We start from the raw sequence: 23436 nt of genomic DNA, 5'->3' as shown, positions 1-23436 counted from the left end.
GCTTGAGCAGGGCGCTTCATGGCGGACATGCTCACGTCCCCCGCCCGTAACCCACGCGGATCTACGCTGAGGTGGAAATACCTGCAAGTGGAGGGAGCGCACATGCCTACTGGCAACCCCGAGGGCAAGAAGCAGCCGCCGGAGGAGCAGCGCCTGGGACCGGTCCTCCGACGGCGCGGGCAGGTGACGGCGAGCACGACGGACCAGCGCCTGCTCGACGCGGGCGGCCCTTCGGACTGGGTCCACACGGACCCCTGGCGAGTTCTCCGCATCCAGTCGGAGTTCATCGAGGGCTTCGGCACCCTGGCCGAACTCCCATCCGCGATCAGCGTGTTCGGCTCCGCGCGTACGCCGGTGGACTCGGCGGAGTACGACGCCGGCGTACGCCTCGGCCGCGGCCTGGTGCAGGCGGGCTGGGCGGTGATCACCGGCGGTGGCCCCGGTGCCATGGAGGCGGCCAACAAGGGCGCCTGCGAGGCGGGCGGCACCTCGGTCGGCCTGGGCATCGAGCTCCCCTTCGAGCAGGGCCTCAACCCCTACGTCGACATCGGCCTGAACTTCCGCTACTTCTTCGTCCGCAAGATGATGTTCGTCAAGTACGCCCAGGGCTTCGTGGTCCTCCCAGGCGGCCTCGGCACCCTCGACGAACTCTTCGAGGCCCTCACCCTCGTCCAGACCCAGAAGGTCACCCGCTTCCCCATCGTCCTCTTCGGCAGCGAGTACTGGGGCGGCCTGGTCACCTGGCTCAGGAACACCGTGATCACCCAGGGCAAGGCCTCCGAGAAGGACCTGCTCCTCTTCCACGTCACGGACGACGTGGAGGAGGCGGTGGCACTGGTGTCGAAGGAGGCGGCGCGCTAGGCGCCGGGCCTCGACGGCGGTCCTTGCCCACCCGCCCGGAGGACGAGTCGTTCACCTCTCGGCCGAGCGAGTCGGGTGGTGGGTGGGCATAGGCCGGGGATCCAGGGGGCGGAGCCCCCTGGTACGGCCGGGCCGGCTACGCCAGCCCCCGGCGGGCGACCGCCGGGGGGCGGTGGCCCGCGATCGACGCCACCATGTCCAGGACCTGCTTCGTCTCGGCCACCTCGTGCACCCGGTACACCTGGGCCCCGAGCCACGCGGACACCGCGGTCGTCGCCAGCGTCCCCACGACCCGCTCCTTCAAGGGCCGGTCCAGCGTCTCCCCGACGAAGTCCTTGTTGGACAGCGACACCAGCACCGGCCACCCCGTGGCCACCATCTCGTCCAGCCGCCGCGTCGCCTCAAGGCTGTGCCGGGTGTTCTTGCCGAAGTCGTGACCGGGATCGATCATCACCGACTCCCGGGGCACCCCCAGCGCCACCGCCCGCTCGGCCAGCCCCACGGTCACCCGGAGAATGTCGGCCATGACGTCGTCGTACGTCACCCGATGCGGCCGGGTCCGCGGCTCGGCACCCCCCGCGTGCGTGCACACCAGCCCCGCCCCGTACCGCGCGGCGACCTCCGCCAGCCGCGGATCCACCCCGCCCCACGCATCGTTCAGCACATCGGCCCCGGCCTCGCACACGGCCTCCCCGACCTCGGCCCGCCAGGTGTCCACACTGATCACCACGTCGGGGAACCGCCGCCGCACCTCGGCCACGAAGCCGACCGTCCGCCGCGCCTCCTCCTCGGCGGTCACCTCGTCCCCGGGCCCGGCCTTGACCCCGCCGACGTCGATGATCGCGGCCCCCTCGGCCACCGCCTCCTCCACGCGCGCGAGCGCCGGCTCGTCGCGGAAGGTGGCTCCCTGGTCGTAGAAGGAGTCCGGGGTCCGGTTCACGATCGCCATGATCACCGGCTCGTGCGGCTCGAATTCCCGCCTGCCCAGCCTGAGCATCCCCTGTGACCTCTCCTAGTGCGTCGCGACGTACGGCCGCCTGCGACCCTAACTGTCAGACTCGCATGGCACGATCGGACCCTGAGACTTCCGAGACCGAGTACTTCGATCGCTTCGAGTACTTCGACACCGAGCACACAGAGCGTGGGGACCCAGCGATGGTTATGTTCTTGTTCCTGGTCGTCGCGCTCGCCGTCGTGGTCGCCGCGGTGACACTCGCCGTGGTGGGCGGCGGCGAGGGCGCCACCGGCCCCCTGCCCGAGGCCGCGCCGGAGCGCCTCGACGACCCGCTGCCTCCGGACCGCCCGGTCAACCGCGCGGACGTGGAGAACATCCGCTTCCCGCTCGCCCCCCGCGGCTACCGCATGGCGAACGTGGACGACGCCCTGGGCCGCCTCGCCGCCGAGCTCGCCGAGCGGGACGCCCGTATCGCCGACCTGGAGTCCGCGCTGGCCGGTGCCCAGGCCGCCGCGCACGCCCGGCTGGACAAGCCCGGGCAGGAGGGCCAGCGGTGAGCGACGGCGCCGCCCTGGCCGGCCCCGACGGCGTGCTGCGCTGCCCCTGGGCCCTGTCCACCGACGACTACGTGGCATATCACGACGAGGAGTGGGGCCGCCCGGTACACGGCGACGACGCCCTCTACGAGCGCCTCAGCCTGGAGGCCTTCCAGTCGGGCCTGTCGTGGATCACGATCCTGCGCCGCCGCGCGGGCTTCCGCGCCGCCTTCGCCGACTTCGAGATCTCGAAGGTCGCGGCCTTCACCGACGACGACCGCGAACGACTCCTCGCCGACCCCGGCATCATCCGCAACCGCGCCAAGGTCGACGCGACCCTCGCCAACGCGCGCGTGCTCGCCGACTGGTCCCCGGACGAGCTGGACGCCCTGATCTGGTCCTACGCCCCGGACGCGGCCGACCGGCCCGCCCCGAAGACCCTCTCCGACGTCCCCGCGGTCACCCCGGAGTCGACCGCCCTGTCGAAGGCCCTCAAGAAGCGGGGCCTGCGCTTCGTCGGGCCGACGACGGCGTACGCGCTGATGCAGGCGTGCGGGCTGGTCGACGACCACCTGGAGGCGTGCGTGAGCCGCACCAGCCCGCCCGGCACCTGAGGAGAAGGCGCCCGAGGAGAGGACTGGGCTCAGCGGCCCAGATACTTCGGCTTCTCCTTGTTCACGAACGCCTGCACGGCGATCGCGTGGTCCTCGGACTGCCCCGCCCGCGTCTGCAGCTCGTCCTCCTTGTCCAGGGTCTCCTCCAGGGAGTGCGCGAGCCCGTAGGCGACCGCCTCCTTGATCGCCGCGTAGGCCACCGTCGGGCCCTCGGCGAGCTTCCGGGCGACCTTCTCGGCCTCGGCGCGCAACTCAGCGGCCGGCACGATCCGGTTGGCGATGCCGAGCTCGTACGCGTCCTGCGCGCTGATGCTCCGCGGGAAGAGCAGCAGGTCGGCGGCGCGGCTGGGGCCCACGACCCGGGGCAGAGTCCAGGAGATGCCGGAGTCGGCGGTCAGGGCCACCCCGGCGAACGAAGTGTTGAAGGACGCGGTGTCCGCCACCAGCCGGTAGTCCGCCGCCAGCGCGAAACCGAGGCCCGCCCCGGCCGCGACCCCGTTCACCGCCGCGATCACCGGCTTCGGCGCTTCCACGAGGGCCCGCACGATCGGGTTGTAGTGCTCCTTCACCGTGCTCATCGTCTGTCCGGCCCCCGTTTCGCGGTCGGACGCCAGCAGCCCGATGTGCTCCTTGAGGTCCTGGCCCACGCAGAACGCCCGGTCTCCGGCGGCGGTGAGCAGGATCGCCCGTACGGATCCGTCGACCGCCGCCTCCTGCGCCGCGTCCCGGAGGGCGACCTTGGTCGCGATGTTCAGCGCGTTCATCGCCTCGGGGCGGTTCAGCGTGATCGTCGCGAGCCCGTCGTTCACCTCGTAGAGCACGGTGTCGGCCATGGCGCATCCCCTCTGCTGTGGCGGCTCTGACGTACCGCTTGGTACGTCGATGTCTGAAGGACAGCATGGCGGACATCGCTGTCCACCGGCCGGACCCGTCGTGTGACCTGCGTCAAAGAATTCCGTCGCGGATCTCGTCGGCGGGCGTCGACTTACGTCGGCGTGCGTCGGCGCGGTGGAGCAGTATCGCAGTCACATCGCCGAATTGAGTGGTTTTGCTCGCGCGCGTTGCCCAAGCGATGCCTACTGATGTTGGTCATCGGGTCCTGAGATGCGGGATAATGGCTTGGAAGCAATGTGTTCGATGCCGGTGTCGCGTGTCCTGCACGGTCGCGCGTGCCCTCCCGGGCCGTCGGCACAGGATGAGCTGGTTTCAGGAAGGGGAACGAGCATGGCGGCCATGAAGCCGCGGACGGGCGATGGCCCGCTCGAGGTGACCAAGGAGGGGCGGGGCATCGTCATGCGCGTTCCGCTCGAAGGCGGCGGTCGGCTCGTCGTCGAGCTGACCCCTGACGAGGCCGAGGCGCTCGGCGACGCCCTCAAGAAGGTCGTCGTCTGAGGCGCCAGCGACCATACCCTTTCAGCTGCCCCGGCACCGCGTACGCGGTGCCGGGGCAGCTGTGTTCCCGGGTACGGGGGTCACCGCTTGACGGCGCACAGCAGCCCGTCGCCCACCGGCAGCAACGACGGCACCAGTTCCTGGCTCTCCCGCACCGTCCGCAACAGCTCGCGCAGCCGCAGCACCTCCGTGGGCTGCGGCCCCGAGTCCACCGTCCGGCCGTTGCCGAAGACGCCCTCGAAGACCACCACGCCACCCGGCCGCAGCAGGCGCAACGATTCCTCGAGATAGTCCAGGTACTCCAGGCGGTCGCCGTCGCAGAAGACGAGGTCGTAGCCCGCGTCCGCGAGCCGGGGCAGCACGTCCAGGGCGCGGCCGGGGATGAAGCGGGCGCGGTTGCTGGCGAAGCCGCAGGCGCGGAAGGCCTGCCGGGCGAACTGCTGGTGCTCCGGCTCGGGGTCCACGGTGGTCAGCACCCCGTCCGGCCGCATGCCGTGCAGCAGATGGATCCCCGACACCCCGCAGCCGGTGCCGATCTCCGCGACCGCCTTGGCGTCCACGGCGGCGGCGAGCAATCCCAGCGCGGCGCCCGTGCCGGGCGACACCGAGCGCAGGCCGGCCTCCCGGGCCCGCTCACGGGCCCAGTGCAGCGCCTCGTCCTCGGCGACAAAGGCGTCGGCGAACGCCCAGCTCGTCAGCCGGTTGCCGGTAATGACCCTCTCCTGTCCCCGTGGTTGCCTGGGCGTGACTGTATCCGTTGGCCCTGGGAACCCGCAGATGGGACCGGGCGTTTAAAGGGTTGAGCGCGTGGTGGGGGAACCCGACGGGGGGTAAGAGGTGGATCAGAAGGCCCAGCAAGTGCTGACGCAGCCACATGAGCCGTATCAGCCCAGATCAAATTCTCGTAAAACCGCTTATCCGGAGCTAACGGGCGAGGTGGCTATGGTAGGGGCTCCACTGGACACCACCAGAGCCGACAGGGGAGGTGCGGCTGCGCCTGGGGACCGGGGAGGAGTGCTGCGGCGCTTTCTCGGGTCGGCAGGCAGGCCGAAATCCGTGAACGACACCGCTGCTGACCCAAGCCACGCCGCTGGTTCCGCCGCCGGCGTTGCCCAGACCGCGACGTTCTCCACCGACGCGGACGCGCAGGCGTGGACTCCGCCCACATGGGAGGAGATCGTCAGCATGCACAGCGGCCGGGTCTACCGCCTGGCGTACCGCCTCACGGGCAACCAGCACGACGCCGAGGACCTCACTCAGGAGGTCTTCGTCCGTGTCTTCCGTTCCCTGTCGACCTACACGCCCGGCACCTTCGAGGGCTGGCTGCACCGCATCACCACGAACCTCTTCCTGGACATGGTGCGGCGCAAGCAGCGCATCCGCTTCGACGCGCTGGGAGAGGACGCGGCCGAGCGCCTGCCCAGCCGCGAACCGACGCCCCAGCAGGTCCTCAACGACGCGCACTTCGACGCGGACGTCCAGCAGGCCCTCGACACCCTCGCGCCCGAGTTCCGCGCCGCGGTCGTCCTGTGCGACATCGAAGGACTGTCGTACGAGGAGATCGCCGCGACCCTCGGCGTGAAGCTCGGCACCGTCCGCTCCCGGATCCACCGGGGCCGCTCCCAGCTGCGCAAGGCCCTCGCGCACCGCTCCCCGGAAGCCCGGGCCGCCGAGCGCCGCTCGTTCATGGCCCGCGTTCCCGCACTGGGAGGAGGGGGCGCGACCGCGTGAGTGGATCACGGCCGAAACCTGCCGAGGCACGCCTCGCAGAGCAGCATCTGGGAGACCGACTCTCCGCCCTCGTGGACGGGGAGCTCGGTCACGAGTCGCGCGACCGCGTCCTGGCCCACCTGGCCACCTGTGCCAAGTGCAAGGCGGAGGCGGACGCCCAGCGACGGCTGAAGAACGTCTTCGCGGAGGCGGCCCCGCCGCCTCCCTCCGAGAGCTTCCTGGCCCGCCTCCAGGGACTTCCCGGCGGAGGCGATCCCGGCGACAGCGACTCCCTGCTGGGCGGGGGCGGCCTCTCCGGACGAGCCTCCGACACCGGTGTCTTCGGTGTGAGACGGCCCAACCGGTTCGAGTTCGGCTATGTCCCCGCCGACCCCCACACCGCGCCCTCGGCCGCTGACCGAGGGTTCCGCATCCACCCCGTCGGCCGCCCGGACCCCGACCGGTCCGCCTCGCGCGGGCTGCGGTTCGCCGCCGCCGCTGCCGGGGCGGTGTCGCTGGCCGCGGTCGCGCTGGGCGGCGTGACCACGGGCATCCCGGGCGACGCGGCAGCGGACGCCCGGGGCGGCTCCGGCTCCGGGAGCAACGTGACACCGGCCCGTACCCAGGGCGGGGGAGGGGCGTCGACGCCCGACACCCAGCGCCGCCGCTCGGTCGGACCGCTGCTCGTCCAGGGCACGCAGCTCGGCGACACCTCCATGGTGCCGACCTCGGTGTCCGCGCCACTGCTGCCCGGGGCGCCGTCCCCCGGCACCGGGCGGACCGGGGACGCCATCCACCCGCTGACCACGCCAGTCGTGGCCGGCGCGGCCGCCATGTCCCCGTTGATACGTCCGCTCGGCGCGACCCCGCCGGTGGCCCTGGCCTCATGGTCCGCGGCCCCCGAGGTCACCGGCCCCGGCCTGCTCGCCGCACCCGCCCCCGACACGACCTCCGCTCCGAACCCCTCCACCTCCCCCCGCACGGCCCCCTGACCAGCCTCTGCGCGCCGTCCCTCGAACCTGGTTGAATCCTGTGGGGGCCGTGCCCGCGGCGGAGTTCCGGGCGCGGAGTCGACGTTGCGCGGCCAGCTGTGGGGAGAGCATGAACGAGGGGAAACCGACGAAGCCGTCCAAGGCGAAGTGGTGGAGTCGGCCTCGACCCCAGGTTCCGGAGGCGGGTGATCCGGTGCGGGGCGACAGCGAGGGCGACTTCGAACTGGCCCGCCCCGCAGCTGCGGCCGACGGCGACTTCGAGCTGGAGGCACCCTCGCCCGGGCCTGATGGGCAGGGGGCCGGGCCTGTCGTGGGGGACACGGGTGCCGTGGCGGAGGCTGCCGAGCCGCTGGCCCCCGGCGGCTCCGTGCCCGTGCCCGGCGGCTCCGTGCCCGTGCCCGACGGCTCCGTTCCCGTGTCCGGCGGTTTCGTGCCTGTACCCGACGGCTCCGTGCCTGTCTCCGGCGGCTCCGTGCCTGTGCCCGGCGGCTCCGTGCCTGTGTCCGACGGCTCCGTGCCCGTGTCCGGCGCCGCTGCGCCCATGACCGGCACTGCCGGACCCAGCCCCGGCACTCCCGTCGTACCGTCCGCCACGGACCGCCCCAAGCCCCTCCACGACCCCGACCCGTACAGCACGCCGCCGTACGGCGAGCCGGGCCCCTGGGCGCCGGCTCCGCCGGTCCAGCACCCGGCGACCACACCCGCACACGGCACGGCGACGCAAGCGCCCGCACAGCCGCCGTCACCTGCCTCGCCGACACCGGCGCCCGGCGCCCCGCTCTCGCCTCCCGCGACACAGGCGCCCGGCGCCCCGCTTCCGCCTCCCGTGACGTCGGCGCCCGGCGCCCCGCTCTCGCCTCCCGCGACGCCGGCGCCCGGCACCCCGCTTCCGCCTCCCGTGACGCCGGTGGACGTTCCGCAGCCCGACCCCTGGCGCCGTTACGACCCCTGGTTCAACCCGGCCTTCACCCAAACCCCTCTCCAGGCCCACGGCCCCCTCCAGCAGAACGGCGCCGCGGTCCCCACCGAGCAGCAGCGCCGTAGGCGGGCCGGACGGGCGCTCGTCGGCGGGGCCCTGGCGCTCGCCCTCGTCTCCGGGGGCGTCGGCGGGGCCGTGGGGGCGTACCTGGAGCGCAACGGCGGCGTGGGGGCCGTACAGCTGCCGCAGGCGGGCAAGGTGCCGGCCGGGCGGGCGCCCGACAGCGTGGCCGGGATCGCCGCCCGCGCGCTGCCCAGTGTCGTCACGCTGCATGTGAGCGGCAGCGACGAGCAGGACACCGGCACCGGCTTCCTCCTCGACACGCGCGGCCACATCCTCACCAACAACCACGTCGTCGAGCCCGCCGCGTCGAGCGGCGAGATATCCGTGACCTTCAGCAGCGGCGACACGGCCAAGGCCAGGATCGTCGGCCGGGACAGCGGCTACGACCTCGCCGTCGTGCAGGTCAAGGGCGTACGCGGGCTCACGCCCCTGCCGCTCGGCAACTCCGACAACGTCCAGGTCGGCGACCCCGTCGTGGCCATCGGCGCCCCCTTCGACCTCGCCAACACCGTCACCTCCGGCATCATCAGCGCCAAGGAGCGGCCCATCACGGCCGGCGGTGAGAGCGAGGACGGGAGCGACGTGTCGTACGTCGACGCCCTGCAGACCGACGCGCCCATCAACCCTGGCAACTCCGGCGGACCCCTTCTCGACTCGCAGGCCCGGGTCGTCGGCATCAACTCCGCGATCCGTTCCGCCGACAGCGGTTCCGAGCTGCAGGACGGCCAGGCCGGCTCCATCGGGCTCGGCTTCGCCATCCCCGTCAACCAGGCCAAGCGCGTCGCCGAGGAACTGATCAACGAGGGCAGGGCGGCTCATCCGGTGATCGGGGTGACCCTCGACATGAGTTACACCGGCGACGGCGCCCGTATCGGCAGCAAGGGCGCCAAGGGCTCGCCCGCGGTGACCACGGGCGGACCCGGCGACCGGGCGGGCCTCCGGCCGGGTGACGTCATCACCGAGGTCGACGGGCAGCGCGTCCACTCCGGTGAAGAGCTGATTGTCAAGACCCGCGCCCACCGCCCCGGCGACCGCCTGCGGCTGACACTTGAGCGCGACGGCGAGGAGAAGTCGGTCTCGCTGGTGCTCGGATCGTCCGACGACAACTGACATAAACCTCACAGGTGAGGCCCGGCACCCCTCCCCACAAGGCAAACAACCCCAAAAACCCGTGTCCGACACCCGCTCGGACGCCTGGGGACGGTACCGGTGAGACAGGTACGCCGGGTACCGTGGACCCGGCCCGGACCACGGAAGAGCAGCAACACGGACCGCCGAGGGCCGAGGACCGAGGACATCGCCAAGGAGCTTCAGGTGTTCAATGACATAGGACCGCTCGAGCTGGTCACGATCGTCGTGCTCGCCGTGCTCGTCTTCGGTCCGGACAAGCTCCCGAAACTCATCCAGGACGTCACGCGCACGATCCGGAAGATCCGAGAGTTCTCGGAGGGCGCCAAGCAGGACATCCGCGCCGAGCTGGGGCCGGAGTTCAAGGACTTCGAGTTCGAGGACCTCAACCCCAAGGCGTTCATCCGCAAGCAGCTGGACAACGACGAGCTGGGGCTGAAGGAGATCCGCAACGGCTTCGACCTGAAGAAGGAGATGGCCGAGGTCACGGACGTGGTCAACGGCCGCGACACCGACTCCTCCTCTTCGTCCGCGTCGTCGTCCTCGTCCGCGGGTGCCGGTGCCGGTTCGTCCGGTGGCCGCATCGACATGACCAAGGGGCCCGAGGACCCGGGCAAGGACGAGCGCCCGCCCTTCGACGCGGACGCCACCTGACCGTCGTACGCCAGTGAACCGCGCGTCCCAGTGCGCCCCCGCGCCGGGACGTGACGCGTTTCATACCCCGTATGCGCCGTGTGCGGCGTGAACCGGCCGCGCGTGCGACCCACGCACCGGATGGTTTCCCTGCTGCTCGGAGTGGTGTGGATATGCTGCCGAGTTGTTGTGCGGACCGGACGAGTACGCCCGAAGGGGGGCGGGCCGCCCCGGTCCGACGAGAGCGAGGAGGCGTCCGGGCACATGGAGACGACAAGTCAGGCAGTCGCGCAGGCGCCGGGCGCGGAGGGCGGCCAGCCGGTCCCCTCCGCCCGGCGCACGGTCGACGGCTACCTGCTGGCGCCCTTCCCGTGGTACGGCCTCGACGAGGCCTTCACGGGGTCGCGCTGGCTGATGCAGGTCGGTACGGCGGCCGACGGCGCCGTCGAGCACGGTTCGATCGGGCACGGCGACGAACCCTCCGTCAAGAACGAGTACGCCGTCGGCTCGGCGACCGAGCCCCGGGAGAAGTTCGCGGTCGTGGTCACGGTCGCGGCCAACCCCTCACGACGCAGCCCGGACGGCACGGGCCTCCTGGAGGCCACCTCGGTCTCCTCGGCGGCCTGGCTGGCCGGTGTGGGCCTGCTGACCTTCACCTGGCCCGGCCAGATGGACCACGCCCTCCGTGACGACTGGCTGGAGCAGCAGACGGAGACGGCGTGGGTCCTCGCGGACGACCTCGCCGGCCCGGACTGGTCGACCCTGTCCCTGCCGGTCGACGGCGTGCCGACACCCTTCCACTACCGGGAGTCCGAGTTCGGCTGGGTGCTCGCCGGGTCGACCCGGGAAGGGGTGCATGTGGGGGCGTACGGGAGGGGCATGAGCGCGTACGGGCTGGGCTTCGCCATGATCAAGGACATCGCGGCGTACGCCTAGCCACGGCACTCAGCGGGACCACCGCCGCGGAAGTACGGCGGTGGTCCTTTCCGGCGGTGCTCCAGCTGTGACCACGCTGGACCTGTGTCCGGGGCGCGAGCACGAAGGGGCGCCGTCCATGGAAGACGGCGCCCCTTCGTCGTAAGTCCTTCGGTCGGCAGCCCTAGAACTTGTTCTTCGGCGTGAGCCCGAGCGACAGCCCGGAAAGGCCCCGCTGCCGCCCCCCGAGCTTCCCCGCGATGGACCGCAGCGCGGAGCCCGCCGGGGAGTCGGGGTCGGTCAGGACGACCGGCTTGCCCTCGTCGCCGCCCTCGCGCAGGCGGACGTCGATCGGGATGCTGCCGAGGACGGGGACGGTCGTGCCCGTCGTACGCGTCAGGCCGTCCGCGACCAGCTGGCCGCCGCCCGTGCCGAAGACGTCGACCATCTCGCCGCAGTGCGGGCAGGGGAGGCCGGCCATGTTCTCGACGACGCCGACGATCTTCTGGTGGGTCTGGACCGCGATGGCGCCGGCCCGCTCGGCCACCTCGGCGGCGGCCTGCTGAGGCGTCGTCACGACCAGGATCTCCGCGTTCGGAACCAGCTGGGCGACGGAGATGGCGATGTCACCGGTGCCCGGGGGCAGGTCCAGGAGCAGGACGTCCAGGTCGCCCCACCACACGTCCGCGAGGAACTGCTGGAGCGCGCGGTGGAGCATCGGGCCGCGCCAGACCACCGGGGCGTTGCCGGGCGTGAACATGCCGATCGAGATGACCTTCACGCCGTTCGACTGCGGCGGCATGATCATGTTCTCGACCTGGGTCGGACGGCCGTCCACCGCCAGCATGCGCGGCACGCTGTGGCCGTAGATGTCGGCGTCGACCACGCCCACCTTCAGGCCGTCGGCGGCCATCGCCGCCGCCAGGTTCACCGTCACCGAGGACTTGCCGACGCCGCCCTTGCCGGAGGCGACCGCGTACACCCGGGTCAGGTTGCCCGGTTTGGCGAAGGGGACCTCGCGCTCGGTCTGGCCGCCGCGCAGCGCGGTCGCCAGCTCCTTGCGCTGCTCGTCGCTCATGACGTCGAGCGAGACGTCGACACGGGTGACGCCCTCGACCCGGGAGACCGCGTCCGTCACGCGCTGCGTGATGGTCTCGCGCATCGGGCAGCCGGAGACCGTCAGGTACACGGTGACCGCGACCGCCCCGTCCTCGCCGATCTCCACCGATTTGACCATCCCGAGCTCGGTGATGGGTCGGTTGATCTCGGGGTCGTTCACCGTCGCCAGTGCTTCGCGCACCGCGTCTTCCGTAGCCATAAGGACGATGGTACGGCGCCTGCCGGGGGCCCCGGAAAGCGAGTCAGTGGTCTTCTACGTCACGTTCCGGCGGGTGTTCCGAGTGTTTTGCCGGGAATAGGACATGCCCGTTGCGGAGCCGCCGCTCCTCCACCTCCTTGATGACGTCCTGCAGCTCGGAGCGGATCCAGTCACGGGTCGCCACCTCGCCCAGGCCCGTACGCAGGGTGGCGATCTCGCGGGTCAGGTACTCGGTGTCCGCGATGGACCGTTCGTTCTGCTTGCGGTCCTGTTCGAGGTTGACCCGGTCGCGGTCGTCCTGCCGGTTCTGCGCGAGCAGGATCAGTGGGGCGGCATAGGAGGCCTGGAGGGACAGCATCAGGGTCAGGAAGATGAACGGGTACTGGTCGAAGCGCAGCACACCGGGCGCGAAGATGTTCCACAGCACCCAGACGTTGATCACGACCGTCATCCAGACGAGGAAGCGTCCTGTGCCCAGGAAGCGCGCGATCTTCTCCGACAGCCGTCCGAAGGCCTCCGGATCCCATTCGGGCACGATCCGGCGCCGGGGCGGGCGCGGCTGGTCCAGCCGGGGCGTGCGCGGCCGGGTGGCGGCGGTGGCACCCACCGGGGTCCGCTCGCGTGTGCCGGCCTCGCGCTCAGGAGCCATGTGCGCTCGCCCCCTTGCTTGCGCCCTCGCCTGCTCCCTTGCCCACTCCCTCGCCTGTTCCCTTGCCCGCTTTCTCGCCTGCTCCCTCGCCGGTTTCCTCGTCCAGGTGGAACTCCGTCTCCCGCCAGTCCTCGGGCAGCATGTGGTCCAGCACGTCGTCCACGGTCACCGCGCCCAGCAGCGCCCCGGCCTCGTCGACGACGGGTGCCGCCACCATGTCGTACGTGGCGAAGAACCCGGCGACGACGGGCAGCGCGGCGTCGGGGTCGAGGGCTTGCAGGTCGTCCTCGACGAGCGAGCTGACCAACGTGTACGGCGGGTCGCGGAGCAGGCGCTGGAAGTGGACCATGCCGAGGTACTTGCCGGTCGGGGTCTCGTCGGGCGGGCGGCACACGTAGACCTGGGCGGCGAGGGCCGGGGACAGGTCGGGGTTGCGGACCCGGGCGAGGGCGTCGGCGACGGTGGCGTCGGGGCGCAGGATGATCGGCTCGGTGGTCATCAGACCGCCGGCCGTGTGCTCCTCGTACGACATCAGGCGCCGCATGTCCGCCGCGTCGTCGGGCTCCATCAGGCTCAGCAGCCGCTCCTTGTCCGCCTCCGGGAGCTCGGAGAGCAGGTCGGCCGCGTCGTCCGGGTCCATGGCCTCCAGGACGTCCGCCGCGCGCTCCTCCTTCAGCTTGCCGAGGATCTCGATCTGGTCGTCCTCCGGGAGCTCCTCCAGCACGTCGGCGAGACGATCGTCGTCGAGGGCGGCCGCGACCTCGGCGCGCCGCTTGGGGGAGAGGTGGTGCAGGACGTTGGCGAGGTCGGCGGGGCGGAGCTGCTCGAAGGTGGCGAGCAGGTTCTCGGCGCCCTGCCCGTGCTCCTCCAGGGAGAACCCGGTGACGGCGGACCACTCGACGGTGAGCGTCTCGCCCTTGGCACGCCGGAAGGCGCCGCCCTTCTTCCCCTTCCGGACGAAGACCCGGTCGACCTCCCAGTCCCGGCGGGCCGGCAGCTGCTGCACGGACACGTCCAGGACGGTGACCTCCTCGCCGGTCTCGACGAGCTTGACGCGCCGGTCGAAGAGCTCGCCGAAGACGAGCCGCTCGGTGGGCCGCTGCTCGAAGCGGCGGACGTTGAGCACGCCGGTGGTGATGACCTGACCGGACTCGATGCTCGTGACCCGAGTCATGGGCAGGAAGATGCGGCGCCGGGTCGAGAGTTCGACGACCAGCCCGAGCAGGCGCGGGGGCCGGCGGCCGACGCGGAGTATGACGACCAGCTCGCGCACGCGCCCCACCTGGTCGCCGCTCGGGTCGAAGACGGCGACGCCGGCGAGGTGCGAGACGAAGATCCGGGGGGCCCCGGCTGCCATGGCTCTGCTTCCTTTGCGTGCAGGAGTGCTGTTGCGTACAGGAATGCTGCCGATTGCGTTCCTTTTCCGAATTGCCCGCTCGGTGGGCTTCAGGCTAGCCCGTCCCGATCGGGCACGCCCTGGCGAGCGGTCCGGACGGACTGGCTCCGCTGGACGGGTGCGGCCCGGGTACGCTGCCGTACGCCGCTCAGGACCCGTCAGAAAGGCAGCCCCACCTGTGACTGCGATTCCCCAGGGCCGTATCCGCCGCGCCGCGCTGGTGACCGCGACATGTGCCCTGGTGGTGACGGGAACGGTGGCGCTCTCGGGGTGCAGCGAGGATCCGGACGCGGGCACCAACGGTGTGGGCAAGCTGTCCGCCGACAAGATCCAGAGCAGGACGAAGGCGGCCGCGGGCTCCGTCGACGCGGTGCGGCTGTCCGGGACGGTCGTCACCAGCGGGCACACGTACCAGCTGGACATGCGCCTGAAGTCGGAGGGCGGTACCGGGTCGGTCACCTCGGAGGGGGCGACCTTCCATGTGCTGCGGATCGGTGAGCGGCTGTACCTGAAGGCCGACGCGGACTTCTGGAGCCACGCGGACGGCACCGGCCACAAGAGCGGGGACGCGGCGGCCGCGGGCAAGCTCGGCGGCAAGTACGTGAAGGTGCCGCAGGGCGATCCCGCCTACAAGAGGTTCAGCGGCTTCACGGACAAGGCCGTCCTCCTCGACGGTCTGCTGAGCCTGCACGGCAAGCTGGCCACGGACGGCCACCACGACCAGTCCGGCACCCCCACCATCCGCATCACCGGCGACAGCGGCTCCGGCGGCACGCTGGACGTCTCCCTGGAGGGCAAGCCGTATCCGCTCCGCCTGGTGCGGGCCGGCGGCGCGGGGACGCTCAGCTTCTCGGACTGGGGGAAGGACTTCGCCGTGACACAGCCCGCGAAGAACGAGACCGTGGATTACGGGAAGCAGCTGCCGACGTCGTAGGCCCCCGGTCGGGGGTGGTGGCCGGGGCGGCAGCGGGCCTGGGGCAGGCTGCCGTCGGGCGGCGGTGCCGTGAAGGCTGCGGTCGTCCGGCGGAGCATCAGGCGGTTCGCTGTTCCGGCGGTCGCGGTTGCGGCGCCCGGCGTCGCCTTTTCGTGGCGGTGGCGGTGGCGGTGGCGCTGGTGGTGCCACTTCCGCTTGCGTCACGGCACGAGCGGCCGCCGAGGCGTGGCGGGGTTCGGCCAGGGGCGGCAGCGGGCCCTGGGCAGACTGTCTTCGGGCGGTGGCGCTACTTGCGCTTGCGCCGCTTCACGAGCAGCCGCGGAAGCCCCGCGGGGATCGGCCGGCGGGTGGTCGCCGGAGACGGCAGCGGGGGCTCGGCCAGACTGCCGTCGGGCAGCGCCGCCGTGGAACCCGTCGGCACCAGGCGCAACACGCGGCACTCGCGGGCCCAGCGGTCGGTCATCGCCTCGCCGTCCGGTGCGTTGAGGCGCTTGCCCTTGAGCTCGGCCACCGTGGCGTCCCACTCGGCGGAGCCGGCCGGCAGCTCGGAGACGGCCGCCGTCCAGGAGACGAGCCGGCCGCCCTTGTCCTTGCTGCGCACGGTCACCTCGGCGGAGCCCCCGTCGACCAGTCCGGGCAGCGGCTGCTCCCCGGGGCCGTCGCCGAGCAGGCACACCGCGCCCTCGTGCCACACGTGCCACAGGGCGCGGGCGGCCGGAGCCCCGGCGCCCTTGACCCAGACGAGGCCGGACTTCTTCGTGGCCTCCTCGACGAGGGCCTGGTCGAGCAGCTCACTTGTCATGCGTCCAGCCTATCCACGCATCCCGCCGCTCCGGCCGTCCTCACAGCCAGCCGTTGCGCTTCAGGGTGCGGTGGATACCGAGGCAGAGGACCACGGTGACGCCCATGATGACCGGGTAGCCGTACTTCCAGTGCAGCTCGGGCATGTACTTGAAGTTCATGCCGTACACACCGCACACCATCGTCGGTACGGCGATGATGGCCGCCCAGGCCGTGATCTTGCGCATGTCCTCGTTCTGCGCGACCGACGCCTGCGCCAGGTTGGCCTGGAGGATGGAGTTGAGGAGTTCGTCGAAGCCCAGCACCTGCTCCTGGACGCGGGCCAGGTGGTCGGCGACGTCCCGGAAGTACTTCTGGATGTCCGGGTCGATCAGCCGCATCGGGCGCTCGCTCAGCAGCTGCATCGGGCGGAGCAGCGGGGAGACCGCGCGCTTGAACTCAAGCACCTCGCGCTTGAGCTGGTAGATCCGCGCCGAGTCCACACCGCGCGACACCCCGCCCTTGCGACCCGGCGAGAAGACCTCCGTCTCCACCTCGTCGATGTCGTCCTGCACCGCGTCCGCGACCGCGATGTAGCCGTCGACGACGTGGTCGGCGATGGCGTGCAGTACGGCCGAGGGGCCCTTGGCGAGCAGCTCGGGGTCGTCCTGGAGGCGGTGGCGCAGCGCCCGCAGCGAGCCCTGTCCGCCGTGCCGGACGGTGATGAAGAAGTCCCGGCCGGTGAAGCACATGACCTCGCCGGTCTCCACGACCTCGCTGGTGGCGGTGAGCCGGTCGTGCTCGACGTAGTGGATGGTCTTGAAGACGGTGAAGAGGGAGTCGTCGTAGCGCTCCAGCTTCGGGCGCTGGTGCGCCTGCACCGCGTCCTCCACGGCCAGCGGGTGCAGCCCGAACTCGCTTGCGATACCGGCGAACTCGGCCTCGGTCGGCTCGTGCAGGCCGATCCACACGAACCCGCCGTCGCGGCGCACCAGCCGCATGGCCTCCTGCGGGGTCAGCGGCTTGGCGCTGTCGATCCGGGTGCCGTCGCGGTACACGGCGCAGTCGACGACGGCCGAGGGGGTCGAGGGGTCGCGGGTGGCGTCGTACGCGCTCGTGTCCATCCGCAGGCTGTTCTTGCGCAGCGACGGACGGGAGGGGCGGACGACGGCACGCAGGTCGCGGATCATCGACATGGCAGGCTCCTTCGCAACGAGCAACGAGGCGCGCAGGCCGTTGCGACGGGTGGAACTGCCCGGAATGGGGACGTCCTTGCTGCGGGATGTTTGGCACGTCCACAAAGCGGGGAGCACCGCTCCGTCGCGGTGGCGGGCTTCGCTGCTGATTCGGCTACTGATGCAGATCAGGCAATACGAAACGAAGTGCTCTTCCATGCGACGACCGGAGCACGCACGAATGCGAGAGGTGGCGGCCAGGCAGAGGAGCCGAGGCAGCTAGATCAACCAGATCAACGGCAGGAAGAGCGGGTGGTACTGCACGGTCGACTTCGGTCCATCGCAGCCCCACCTCCTCCGGCCGGTCCCTCGTGAGGGACGATCCATTCCCCGTAGGGGAGTCTCATCGGCGTCGGGACTCGATCGCGACGCTTCTGCGTGCTGCCCCGAACCACCGGCTCAGAGTATCAGCCGCCTGTAGTGTCAAGGCGCTGCTTTGCCCGGTACTGACGAGTTCTATGCTCACCGCATGGTTGATGTTCTGCCTCTAGTCGAGGCGCGGTTGACTACCGCGCTAGGAGAACCGGACGCGCGCGCGGCGGTCACCTTCCTCGGTACGGACCGCATCGAGGTGCTCCGTTTCCAGGACAGCGACCAGGAGGGCGCCGTCGTCCGCTACGCCACGCTCGGCATGTCCGCGCAGCCCATGACGGACCCCACGGCGATGCTCGCCGATCCGGTCAAGGGACCCCGCGCGGAGCTGGTCCTCTCGGTTCGCGGCGGCCTCGCCGACACCGACAAGGTGCTCCGACCGCTCGCCGTCCTCGGTGCGTCACCGCAGGTGGAGGGTGTGGTGGTGGCTCCGGGTGCCTCCCTCGACGTGGGCGCGCCGCTGTGGCCCGGCGCCCCGTTCACCTCGGTCCTGGTCGGCGAGCCGGGCGGCCTCGTCGAGGACCTGGAGCTGGACGAGCCGATGGATCCCGTACGGTTCCTGCCGCTGCTCCCGATGACCCCGAACGAGGCCGCCTGGAAGCGTGTGCACGGCGCCCAGGCCCTCCAGGAGCGCTGGCTCGCGAACGGGACGGATCTCCGGGATCCCGGCCGCAAGTCCGTCCCGCTCGACTGACTCCGGCGATTCCGGGAGTGACCGATCTCACCAACGCAAGGCTGGAATCAGTCAGTTGGTAAAGATGGTGACGTACATGCAGGAAGTTAGGTCAACTAACTGATGTGGGTGCGTCTGGTTCCTTGTGGTGACCGGTTCCGTCCGGACGGGTGATCGTCCTTGACGTGGGGGAGCGGGGGTAGGACCGTGGAGCCCTATGAGGGGCGAACCCAGTTGCCCGAAGTGTGGTGGCCGGGTCAGGGCTCCCGGACTCTTCGCCGATTCGTGGCAGTGCGATGTGCACGGGACCGTGCATCCGGTACAGCCCGCGATCCCGCCCAGCGTCGAGGCGCTCGGCGTCGTCGTGCACCGCACGCAGGTGCCGGTGTGGATGCCGTGGCCGCTGCCGGTGGGCTGGCTGTTCACGGGTGTGGCCTGTGCGGGTGACGACCGCAGCGGCGGCCGCGCGACAGCCGTGGCCTGTTCGGGGCCCGGTCCGCTCGGCGGCATGGGCGAGCTGATCCTGGTCGCCGAGGAGCTCGGTGTCGGCCTTGGCGCGCGCTACGCCGGCATCGACGGCCCGGACCCGGGGCCGTACATGAACGTCGAGAAGCCGCCGCAGGCCAAGGTGCTGGCCGCCGGCCGTCCGACCCCGCTGTGGCACGTCACCGGCTCCCCGGACGACCGCGCCGTCTTCGCGGGCGAGGCGCTCGGGCTGTGGCTGTGGGCGGTCGTGTGGCCCGAGCAGACCGGGCTGCTGATGTACGACGAGCTGGTGCTGACGGACCTGCGGGACGCGGGGGCCGAGCTCGACCTGGTGCCGTGCGGAGCGCTGTCGCCGAGGCTGTTGGAACCCTGAGCGTCGGCTGTAGGGGGCGCAAGCGGGCTTGGGGTGTGACAGGGCACCGCCGGGATCCCGCTATCCTTAGGTGTCCCCATCCGCCCCGTCACCGCCTGGAGTCCGCGTCGTGCGCATCGACCTGCACTGCCACTCCACGGCCTCCGACGGCACGGACACCCCGGCCGAGCTGGTGCGCAATGCCGCCGCGGCCGGTCTGGACGTCGTCGCGCTGACCGACCACGACACCACCCGGGGGTACACGGAGGCCATCGCCGCCGTACCGCAGGGGCTCACCCTGGTCACCGGCGCCGAGCTGTCCTGCCGTATCGACGGCGTCTCCATGCACATGCTGGCCTACCTCTTCGACCCCGAGGAGCCCGCCCTGCTCGCCGAGCGCGAGCTGGTCCGGGACGACCGGGTGCCGCGGGCCAAGGCCATGATCGTCAAGCTGAACGGGCTGGGCGTGCCGGTCACCTGGGACCAGGTCTCGCGCATCGCCGGCAACGGCTCCGTCGGGCGTCCGCACGTCGCCTCCGCGCTCGTCGAACTCGGTGTCGTGCCGACGGTCGGTGACGCGTTCACGCAGGAGTGGCTGGCCGACGGCGGCCGGGCCTTCGTGGAGAAGCACGAGACCGACCCCTTCGAGGCGATCCGGCTGGTCAAGGGCGCGGGCGGGGTCACCGTCTTCGCGCACCCGGCGGCCGCCAAGCGGGGCCGTACGGTCCCCGAGTCCGCGATCGCCGAGATGGCCGCCGCCGGTCTGGACGGCATCGAGGTCGACCACATGGACCACGACGCCGACGCCCGGACGCGCCTGCGCGGGCTCGCCGCCGACCTGGGTCTCCTGATCACGGGGTCCTCGGACTACCACGGCAGCCGCAAGACCGTGGCGCTGGGCGAGTACACCACGGACCCCGAGGTGTACGGGGAGATCACACGGCGGGCCACGGGGGCGTTCCCGGTGCCGGGGACCGGCGGAGCCTGAGGCTCACACCCCCGCACGCCCACCTTCACCCTCTTTTCCGCAAGGTCTCTCCACCCATGTTCGACGCCGCCGTCTTCGGCTCCCTCTTCCTGACCCTTTTCGTCATCATGGATCCCCCCGGGATCACCCCGATCTTCCTCGCGCTGACCGCCGGACGCCCCACCAAGGTGCAGAAGCGGATGGCGTTCCAGGCCGTCTGCGTGGCCGGCGGTGTGATAGCCGTCTTCGGGCTGCTCGGCCATCAGATCCTGGACTACCTGCACGTCTCCGTCCCCGCGCTGATGATCGCGGGCGGGCTGCTGCTCCTGCTCATCGCGCTCGACCTGCTCACCGGTAAGACCGACGAACCGAAGCAGACCAAGGACGTCAACGTCGCGCTCGTGCCGCTGGGCATGCCGCTGCTGGCCGGGCCGGGCGCCATCGTCTCCGTCATCCTGGCCGTGCAGAAGGCCGACAGCGTGGCCACGCAGGTGTCGGTGTGGTCGGCGATCCTCGCGATCCACGTCGTGCTGTGGCTGGTGATGCGCTACTCGCTGCTGATCATCCGGGTGATCAAGGACGGCGGCGTGGTCCTGGTGACACGGCTCGCGGGCATGATGCTCTCCGCCATCGCCGTGCAGCAGATCATCAACGGCATCACGCAGGTGATCAAGGGCGCCTGAGGGTCCGGCCCCCGGGCGTACGCGCAGAGCCCCCGTACGGCAGTCGATGCCGTACGGGGGCTCTGAAGCTTGTGCGGTGATCCGCGCCTGTTACGCGGCCGAGCAGCTCTCGGCCGGCCGGATCCACAGCCGCTGCCCGATGGCGGCGGCCTGCTGCACGATCCGGTTGACGGAGGCGGCGTCCACGACGGTGCTGTCCACGGTCGTCCCGTCGACCTCGTCGAGTCGCATGATTTCGAAGCGCATGGCCTCTCCCTTCGTCGCTTTGTTCCGTCATAGTCAACGGGCTGCGTGTTACAAACATTCCCTACGCTAAAGAAATTTTTCGAACGGCTAACTACCGACCGGTAGTGGATGGCCGCGAGACCGACCGGGACCGGTTGTGTTCGCAGCGTGACCGCCGGGACAATGGAGGTGATGAACGACGACCTCGCGGCCCTCCAAGCCCGCATCGACCGCACGAACGAGCTGCTGCAGCGCATGCTCGCCGAAGTGGCGAAGACGCCCTCGACCCATGCGATCTTCGTCGACGCGGGGTACGTGTACGCGGCCGCGGGCCGGCTGGTCGCCGGGACCGAGGACCGCCGCGCCTTCGACCTCGACGCCGAGGGCCTGATCGAGGCACTCATCGACCGAGCCCGCACGATCTTCGCGGACAGCAGGCTGCTCCGGGTCTACTGGTACGACGGCGCCCGGCGCCGCATCCACACGGCCGAGCAGCAGTCCATCGCGGAACTCCCGGACGTGAAGGTCCGCCTCGGCAACCTCAACGCCAACAACCAGCAGAAGGGCGTCGATTCACTGATCCGCTCCGATCTGGAGTCGCTGGCCCGCCACCGCGCCATCAGCGACGCGGCCCTCATCGGCGGCGACGAGGACCTGGTGTCGGCGGTGGAGGCGGCGCAGGGGTACGGCGCCCGTGTCCACCTCTGGGGCATCGAGGCCCCCGAGGCGCGCAACCAGGCGGAGCCCCTGCTCTGGGAGGTCGACAGCCAGCGCACCTTCGACCTCGAATTCTTCAAGCCGTACGTCTCGCGGCGCACCGTACCCGCGTACGAAACCACGGCCAGCCGGCCGAGCCGCGAGGACGTCCGCTTCGTCGGCGCCCAGATCGCCGCGAAGTGGCTCTCCGCACGCGGCCGGGAGGCCCTGGGAGAGCTGCTGCCGGGCCACCCGTACCTGCCCGGCTCCGTCGACCAGGATCTCCTCGTCGAGGCCGAGGGCCTGCTCCAGTACTCCCTGCGCGGCCAGGCGGACCTGCGCCGCGCACTGCGGGACGGCTTCTGGGAGCACCTGCGGACGCAGTACTAGCAGTACTAGCAGTACTAGCGGTACTAGCAGTACTAGCCGTTCACCGACCCGATTCGGCGGCCCTGTCCCAGAAGCCGGCGACGGCGTGGGCGGTCGCGAGCGGCTGGTCCGTGTTGGGCGAGTGCTCGGCGCCCTCGACGACCGTCCGGCGGGCCCTGAGCCGTACCGCCATCTCGTCGAGGAGCGTCACCGGCCAGGTGTCGTCGAGCGCGCCCGACAGGACGTGGAACGGCAGCGGTACGGCGGCGAGTTCCGCCACGCGGTCCGCCTCGATGCACAACTGGCGTCCCGTGGCGAGGAGTTGGGCGGGCTTGTTGCCGAGCCAGCGCCGGCGCAGGTCCTCCCGGTCGTCGAGCCCGCCGTCGATCTCGGTCTCCTCGGGTGGCTCCATCGCCTGGATGGCGTCCCAGACCTCGGCCATCGACATCACGCCGAGCGCGTCCCGCAGCAGCTTCACGCGCTGCTGCTGGGAGACGGAGATCTGCGCGGGACCCGAGGCCATCAGGGTGAGCGACCGGAAGGGCGAGTAGTCGATCAGCACGGCCGCGCGCGAGATCTGGCCGCCCAGGGAATGCCCCAGCAGGTGCACGGGCGTACCGAGGGCCTCCGCCTGCGCGAGCACGTCCTGGGCCAACTCCTCCTGCGCGTAAGCGGATTCGTCGTTCTCCGGACCGTCCGACTCGAACTGCCCGCGTCCGTCCACCGCGACGGTCCGGTATCCGCGCTCCGCGAGCGGCACGTGCAGCGGGTTGAAGTCCTCCTTGCTCCCGGTGAATCCGGGCAGCAGCAGCGCGACACCCCTGGGCTCGACACCGGCGGCCGCGGGAGCGTCGACGACGGCGAACTCACCGCGCGCGGTACGCAGGGAGTACGCGCGGGCACCTGGAGGCGGGACGAAGGTAGGAGGCCTGCTCATGGAGGAGAGGCTATCGGGCGCCCGCCCACCGTGGCAGTTCGGGGACACCGACGGCCCGGTCCCACACCAGGTGGGCCGGGCCGTCGAGTTGTTTCTCCGACCGTTGTCCGGTCGCGCCGGATCAGGCCTCCGGGGCCTCCACGGCCGCCGCGGCCTTACGGGTCCGGCGCGCCCTGGGCTTCGCCTCGGCCGTCTCGGCAGCGGCCTCGACGGTGGCCTCGGGCGCGGCCGTCGTGGCCTTGCGCATACGACGCCGCGGCTTGACCTCCGGCTCCTCCGTGGCCTGCGCCGGGATCTCGGCGGTCACCGCGGCGGCGGCCTTCCGGGTCCGGCGCACGGCGGGCTTGGCCTCCACACCGTCGACCGCGTCGACCGCGTCCACGGTGGCCGTTGCGGCCTTGCGGGTACGGCTGGGCTTGGCCTCGGTGCCTTCGGCCGTGTCCACCGCCGTCTCGGCGGCGGCCGCCGTCTTGCGGGTGCGGCGCGGCGTGGCCTCGGTGGCCTCGGCGGTCTCCGTGGTTGCCTCGGGGGCGGCGGCGGTCTTGCGCGTGCGGCGCGGCTTGGCCTCCGTGCCCTCGGCCGTCTC

At 71.3% G+C, this 23436-nt stretch carries 25 protein-coding genes and 1 pseudogene; 15 read left to right on the top strand and 11 right to left on the bottom strand.

Annotated elements, in window-relative coordinates; genetic code table 11:
- Nucleotides 1-102 precede the first annotated feature (102 nt).
- Nucleotides 103-861, top strand: coding sequence for a TIGR00730 family Rossman fold protein (locus tag ACIPSA_RS08295; RefSeq protein WP_402630332.1), 759 nt, complete (start codon nt 103-105; stop codon nt 859-861).
- A gap of 136 nt (nt 862-997) precedes the next feature.
- Here the strand turns inward: ACIPSA_RS08295 and folP are convergent, their stop codons facing one another.
- Nucleotides 998-1858, bottom strand: a complete 861-nt coding sequence (folP, locus tag ACIPSA_RS08290) for a dihydropteroate synthase (RefSeq protein ID WP_402630330.1) — start codon at nt 1856-1858, stop codon at nt 998-1000.
- A 158-nt stretch (nt 1859-2016) separates the two neighbouring features.
- Here folP and ACIPSA_RS08285 point away from each other — a divergent pair, with 158 nt between their 5' ends.
- On the top strand, nt 2017-2373 hold the full coding sequence (locus tag ACIPSA_RS08285; RefSeq protein ID WP_402630328.1) for a DivIVA domain-containing protein: 357 nt from the start codon (nt 2017-2019) through the stop codon (nt 2371-2373).
- A complete protein-coding gene (locus tag ACIPSA_RS08280) occupies nt 2370-2966 on the top strand; it encodes a DNA-3-methyladenine glycosylase I (RefSeq protein ID WP_402630325.1) in 597 nt (198 codons plus the stop codon). The genes ACIPSA_RS08285 and ACIPSA_RS08280 overlap by 4 nt, the downstream gene beginning before the upstream one ends.
- A gap of 29 nt (nt 2967-2995) precedes the next feature.
- Here the strand turns inward: ACIPSA_RS08280 and ACIPSA_RS08275 are convergent, their stop codons facing one another.
- The gene (locus tag ACIPSA_RS08275) at nt 2996-3799 is read right to left on the bottom strand and encodes an enoyl-CoA hydratase/isomerase family protein (protein WP_402630323.1); all 804 of its coding nucleotides are present in this window, start codon (nt 3797-3799) and stop codon (nt 2996-2998) included.
- A gap of 391 nt (nt 3800-4190) precedes the next feature.
- Here ACIPSA_RS08275 and ACIPSA_RS08270 point away from each other — a divergent pair, with 391 nt between their 5' ends.
- On the top strand, nt 4191-4358 hold the full coding sequence (locus tag ACIPSA_RS08270; RefSeq protein WP_018544333.1) for a DUF3117 domain-containing protein: 168 nt from the start codon (nt 4191-4193) through the stop codon (nt 4356-4358).
- An 80-nt stretch (nt 4359-4438) separates the two neighbouring features.
- Here the strand turns inward: ACIPSA_RS08270 and ACIPSA_RS08265 are convergent, their stop codons facing one another.
- Entirely contained in the window at nt 4439-5137 is a 699-nt protein-coding gene (locus ACIPSA_RS08265; RefSeq protein ID WP_402631697.1) for an O-methyltransferase, read from the bottom strand.
- A 235-nt stretch (nt 5138-5372) separates the two neighbouring features.
- On the opposite strand from ACIPSA_RS08265, the gene sigE reads away from it, so the two are divergent.
- The 5 genes from sigE (at nt 5373) to ACIPSA_RS08240 (ending at nt 10799) form a co-directional block, all read left to right on the top strand.
- On the top strand, nt 5373-6089 hold the full coding sequence (sigE, locus tag ACIPSA_RS08260) for an RNA polymerase sigma factor SigE (RefSeq protein WP_402630320.1): 717 nt from the start codon (nt 5373-5375) through the stop codon (nt 6087-6089).
- Nucleotides 6086-7060, top strand: a complete 975-nt coding sequence (locus ACIPSA_RS08255; RefSeq protein WP_402630317.1) for an anti-sigma factor family protein — start codon at nt 6086-6088, stop codon at nt 7058-7060. The genes sigE and ACIPSA_RS08255 overlap by 4 nt, the downstream gene beginning before the upstream one ends.
- Before the next feature lie 109 nt (nt 7061-7169).
- Nucleotides 7170-9212, top strand: a complete 2043-nt coding sequence (locus ACIPSA_RS08250; protein WP_402630314.1) for a trypsin-like peptidase domain-containing protein — start codon at nt 7170-7172, stop codon at nt 9210-9212.
- Nucleotides 9213-9416: 204 nt separating this feature from the next.
- Nucleotides 9417-9884: a sec-independent translocase gene (locus ACIPSA_RS08245; RefSeq protein WP_402630311.1), complete on the top strand. Its 468-nt coding sequence runs from the start codon at nt 9417-9419 to the stop codon at nt 9882-9884.
- A 243-nt stretch (nt 9885-10127) separates the two neighbouring features.
- Complete coding sequence (locus tag ACIPSA_RS08240; protein WP_402630309.1) at nt 10128-10799, top strand: hypothetical protein; 672 nt, start codon at nt 10128-10130, stop codon at nt 10797-10799.
- Nucleotides 10800-10962: 163 nt separating this feature from the next.
- On the opposite strand, the gene ACIPSA_RS08235 is transcribed toward ACIPSA_RS08240, so the two are convergent.
- The 3 genes from ACIPSA_RS08235 to ACIPSA_RS08225 are packed head-to-tail and all read right to left on the bottom strand — an operon-like array spanning nt 10963 to nt 14102.
- Nucleotides 10963-12096: an Mrp/NBP35 family ATP-binding protein gene (locus ACIPSA_RS08235; RefSeq protein WP_402630306.1), complete on the bottom strand. Its 1134-nt coding sequence runs from the start codon at nt 12094-12096 to the stop codon at nt 10963-10965.
- Between the two features lie 43 nt (nt 12097-12139).
- Entirely contained in the window at nt 12140-12745 is a 606-nt protein-coding gene (locus ACIPSA_RS08230) for a DUF1003 domain-containing protein (RefSeq protein WP_402630303.1), read from the bottom strand.
- The gene (locus ACIPSA_RS08225) at nt 12735-14102 is read right to left on the bottom strand and encodes a magnesium transporter MgtE N-terminal domain-containing protein (RefSeq protein WP_402630301.1); all 1368 of its coding nucleotides are present in this window, start codon (nt 14100-14102) and stop codon (nt 12735-12737) included. Before ACIPSA_RS08225 ends, ACIPSA_RS08230 begins: the two co-directional genes overlap by 11 nt.
- A gap of 217 nt (nt 14103-14319) precedes the next feature.
- On the opposite strand from ACIPSA_RS08225, the gene ACIPSA_RS08220 reads away from it, so the two are divergent.
- On the top strand, nt 14320-15075 hold the full coding sequence (locus ACIPSA_RS08220; protein WP_402630298.1) for a hypothetical protein: 756 nt from the start codon (nt 14320-14322) through the stop codon (nt 15073-15075).
- A gap of 286 nt (nt 15076-15361) precedes the next feature.
- Here ACIPSA_RS08220 and ACIPSA_RS08215 read toward each other — a convergent pair whose 3' ends face one another.
- Nucleotides 15362-15877, bottom strand: a complete 516-nt coding sequence (locus ACIPSA_RS08215; RefSeq protein WP_402630295.1) for a hypothetical protein — start codon at nt 15875-15877, stop codon at nt 15362-15364.
- A gap of 40 nt (nt 15878-15917) precedes the next feature.
- Nucleotides 15918-17051 carry a magnesium and cobalt transport protein CorA gene (locus ACIPSA_RS08210; protein WP_402630292.1) on the bottom strand — a complete coding sequence of 378 codons (1134 nt, stop codon included), beginning with the start codon at nt 17049-17051 and terminating at the stop codon, nt 15918-15920.
- A 508-nt stretch (nt 17052-17559) separates the two neighbouring features.
- Here ACIPSA_RS08210 and ACIPSA_RS08205 point away from each other — a divergent pair.
- From ACIPSA_RS08205 to ACIPSA_RS08190, 4 genes are all read left to right on the top strand, one after another.
- Nucleotides 17560-18156, top strand: coding sequence for a suppressor of fused domain protein (locus ACIPSA_RS08205; RefSeq protein WP_402630290.1), 597 nt, complete (start codon nt 17560-17562; stop codon nt 18154-18156).
- Nucleotides 18157-18352: 196 nt separating this feature from the next.
- Nucleotides 18353-18994, top strand: a complete 642-nt coding sequence (locus tag ACIPSA_RS08200; protein ID WP_402630287.1) for a DUF6758 family protein — start codon at nt 18353-18355, stop codon at nt 18992-18994.
- Between the two features lie 109 nt (nt 18995-19103).
- Entirely contained in the window at nt 19104-19961 is an 858-nt protein-coding gene (locus tag ACIPSA_RS08195; RefSeq protein WP_402630285.1) for a PHP domain-containing protein, read from the top strand.
- 56 nt (nt 19962-20017) lie between these two features.
- Nucleotides 20018-20623, top strand: a complete 606-nt coding sequence (locus ACIPSA_RS08190) for a MarC family protein (RefSeq protein WP_402630282.1) — start codon at nt 20018-20020, stop codon at nt 20621-20623.
- A gap of 90 nt (nt 20624-20713) precedes the next feature.
- Here ACIPSA_RS08190 and ACIPSA_RS08185 read toward each other — a convergent pair whose 3' ends face one another.
- Nucleotides 20714-20869, bottom strand: coding sequence for a hypothetical protein (locus tag ACIPSA_RS08185; protein WP_402630279.1), 156 nt, complete (start codon nt 20867-20869; stop codon nt 20714-20716).
- Between the two features lie 171 nt (nt 20870-21040).
- Here ACIPSA_RS08185 and ACIPSA_RS08180 point away from each other — a divergent pair, with 171 nt between their 5' ends.
- Nucleotides 21041-21934, top strand: coding sequence for an NYN domain-containing protein (locus ACIPSA_RS08180; protein WP_402630276.1), 894 nt, complete (start codon nt 21041-21043; stop codon nt 21932-21934).
- A 40-nt stretch (nt 21935-21974) separates the two neighbouring features.
- On the opposite strand, the gene ACIPSA_RS08175 is transcribed toward ACIPSA_RS08180, so the two are convergent.
- Both ACIPSA_RS08175 and ACIPSA_RS08170 read right to left on the bottom strand, forming a co-directional pair.
- Complete coding sequence (locus ACIPSA_RS08175; protein ID WP_402630274.1) at nt 21975-22850, bottom strand: alpha/beta fold hydrolase; 876 nt, start codon at nt 22848-22850, stop codon at nt 21975-21977.
- Between the two features lie 121 nt (nt 22851-22971).
- A pseudogene (locus ACIPSA_RS08170) lies at nt 22972-23436 on the bottom strand (ATP-dependent helicase); the annotation flags it as partial.

This window comes from Streptomyces sp. NPDC086549 (genome assembly GCF_044746205.1).
Lineage (GTDB): Bacteria > Actinomycetota > Actinomycetes > Streptomycetales > Streptomycetaceae > Streptomyces.
This window is presented reverse-complemented; position numbering and strand designations above follow the sequence as displayed.

Bases quoted from the DNA above. Each gene is read 5' to 3' on its own strand.
- ACIPSA_RS08295 (WP_402630332.1), top strand. From the start codon at position 103: ATGCCTACTGGCAACCCCGAGGGCAAGAAGCAGCCGCCGGAGGAGCAG.
- folP (WP_402630330.1), bottom strand. From the start codon at position 1,858: ATGCTCAGGCTGGGCAGGCGGGAATTCGAGCCGCACGAGCCGGTGATC.
- ACIPSA_RS08285 (WP_402630328.1), top strand. From the start codon at position 2,017: ATGGTTATGTTCTTGTTCCTGGTCGTCGCGCTCGCCGTCGTGGTCGCC.
- ACIPSA_RS08275 (WP_402630323.1), bottom strand. From the start codon at position 3,799: ATGGCCGACACCGTGCTCTACGAGGTGAACGACGGGCTCGCGACGATC.
- ACIPSA_RS08270 (WP_018544333.1), top strand. From the start codon at position 4,191: ATGGCGGCCATGAAGCCGCGGACGGGCGATGGCCCGCTCGAGGTGACC.
- ACIPSA_RS08250 (WP_402630314.1), top strand. From the start codon at position 7,170: ATGAACGAGGGGAAACCGACGAAGCCGTCCAAGGCGAAGTGGTGGAGT.
- ACIPSA_RS08240 (WP_402630309.1), top strand. From the start codon at position 10,128: ATGGAGACGACAAGTCAGGCAGTCGCGCAGGCGCCGGGCGCGGAGGGC.
- ACIPSA_RS08235 (WP_402630306.1), bottom strand. From the start codon at position 12,096: ATGGCTACGGAAGACGCGGTGCGCGAAGCACTGGCGACGGTGAACGAC.
- ACIPSA_RS08230 (WP_402630303.1), bottom strand. From the start codon at position 12,745: ATGGCTCCTGAGCGCGAGGCCGGCACACGCGAGCGGACCCCGGTGGGT.
- ACIPSA_RS08225 (WP_402630301.1), bottom strand. From the start codon at position 14,102: ATGGCAGCCGGGGCCCCCCGGATCTTCGTCTCGCACCTCGCCGGCGTC.
- ACIPSA_RS08215 (WP_402630295.1), bottom strand. From the start codon at position 15,877: ATGACAAGTGAGCTGCTCGACCAGGCCCTCGTCGAGGAGGCCACGAAG.
- ACIPSA_RS08210 (WP_402630292.1), bottom strand. From the start codon at position 17,051: ATGTCGATGATCCGCGACCTGCGTGCCGTCGTCCGCCCCTCCCGTCCG.
- ACIPSA_RS08205 (WP_402630290.1), top strand. From the start codon at position 17,560: ATGGTTGATGTTCTGCCTCTAGTCGAGGCGCGGTTGACTACCGCGCTA.
- ACIPSA_RS08200 (WP_402630287.1), top strand. From the start codon at position 18,353: ATGAGGGGCGAACCCAGTTGCCCGAAGTGTGGTGGCCGGGTCAGGGCT.
- ACIPSA_RS08190 (WP_402630282.1), top strand. From the start codon at position 20,018: ATGTTCGACGCCGCCGTCTTCGGCTCCCTCTTCCTGACCCTTTTCGTC.
- ACIPSA_RS08185 (WP_402630279.1), bottom strand. From the start codon at position 20,869: ATGCGCTTCGAAATCATGCGACTCGACGAGGTCGACGGGACGACCGTG.
- ACIPSA_RS08180 (WP_402630276.1), top strand. From the start codon at position 21,041: ATGAACGACGACCTCGCGGCCCTCCAAGCCCGCATCGACCGCACGAAC.
- ACIPSA_RS08175 (WP_402630274.1), bottom strand. From the start codon at position 22,850: ATGAGCAGGCCTCCTACCTTCGTCCCGCCTCCAGGTGCCCGCGCGTAC.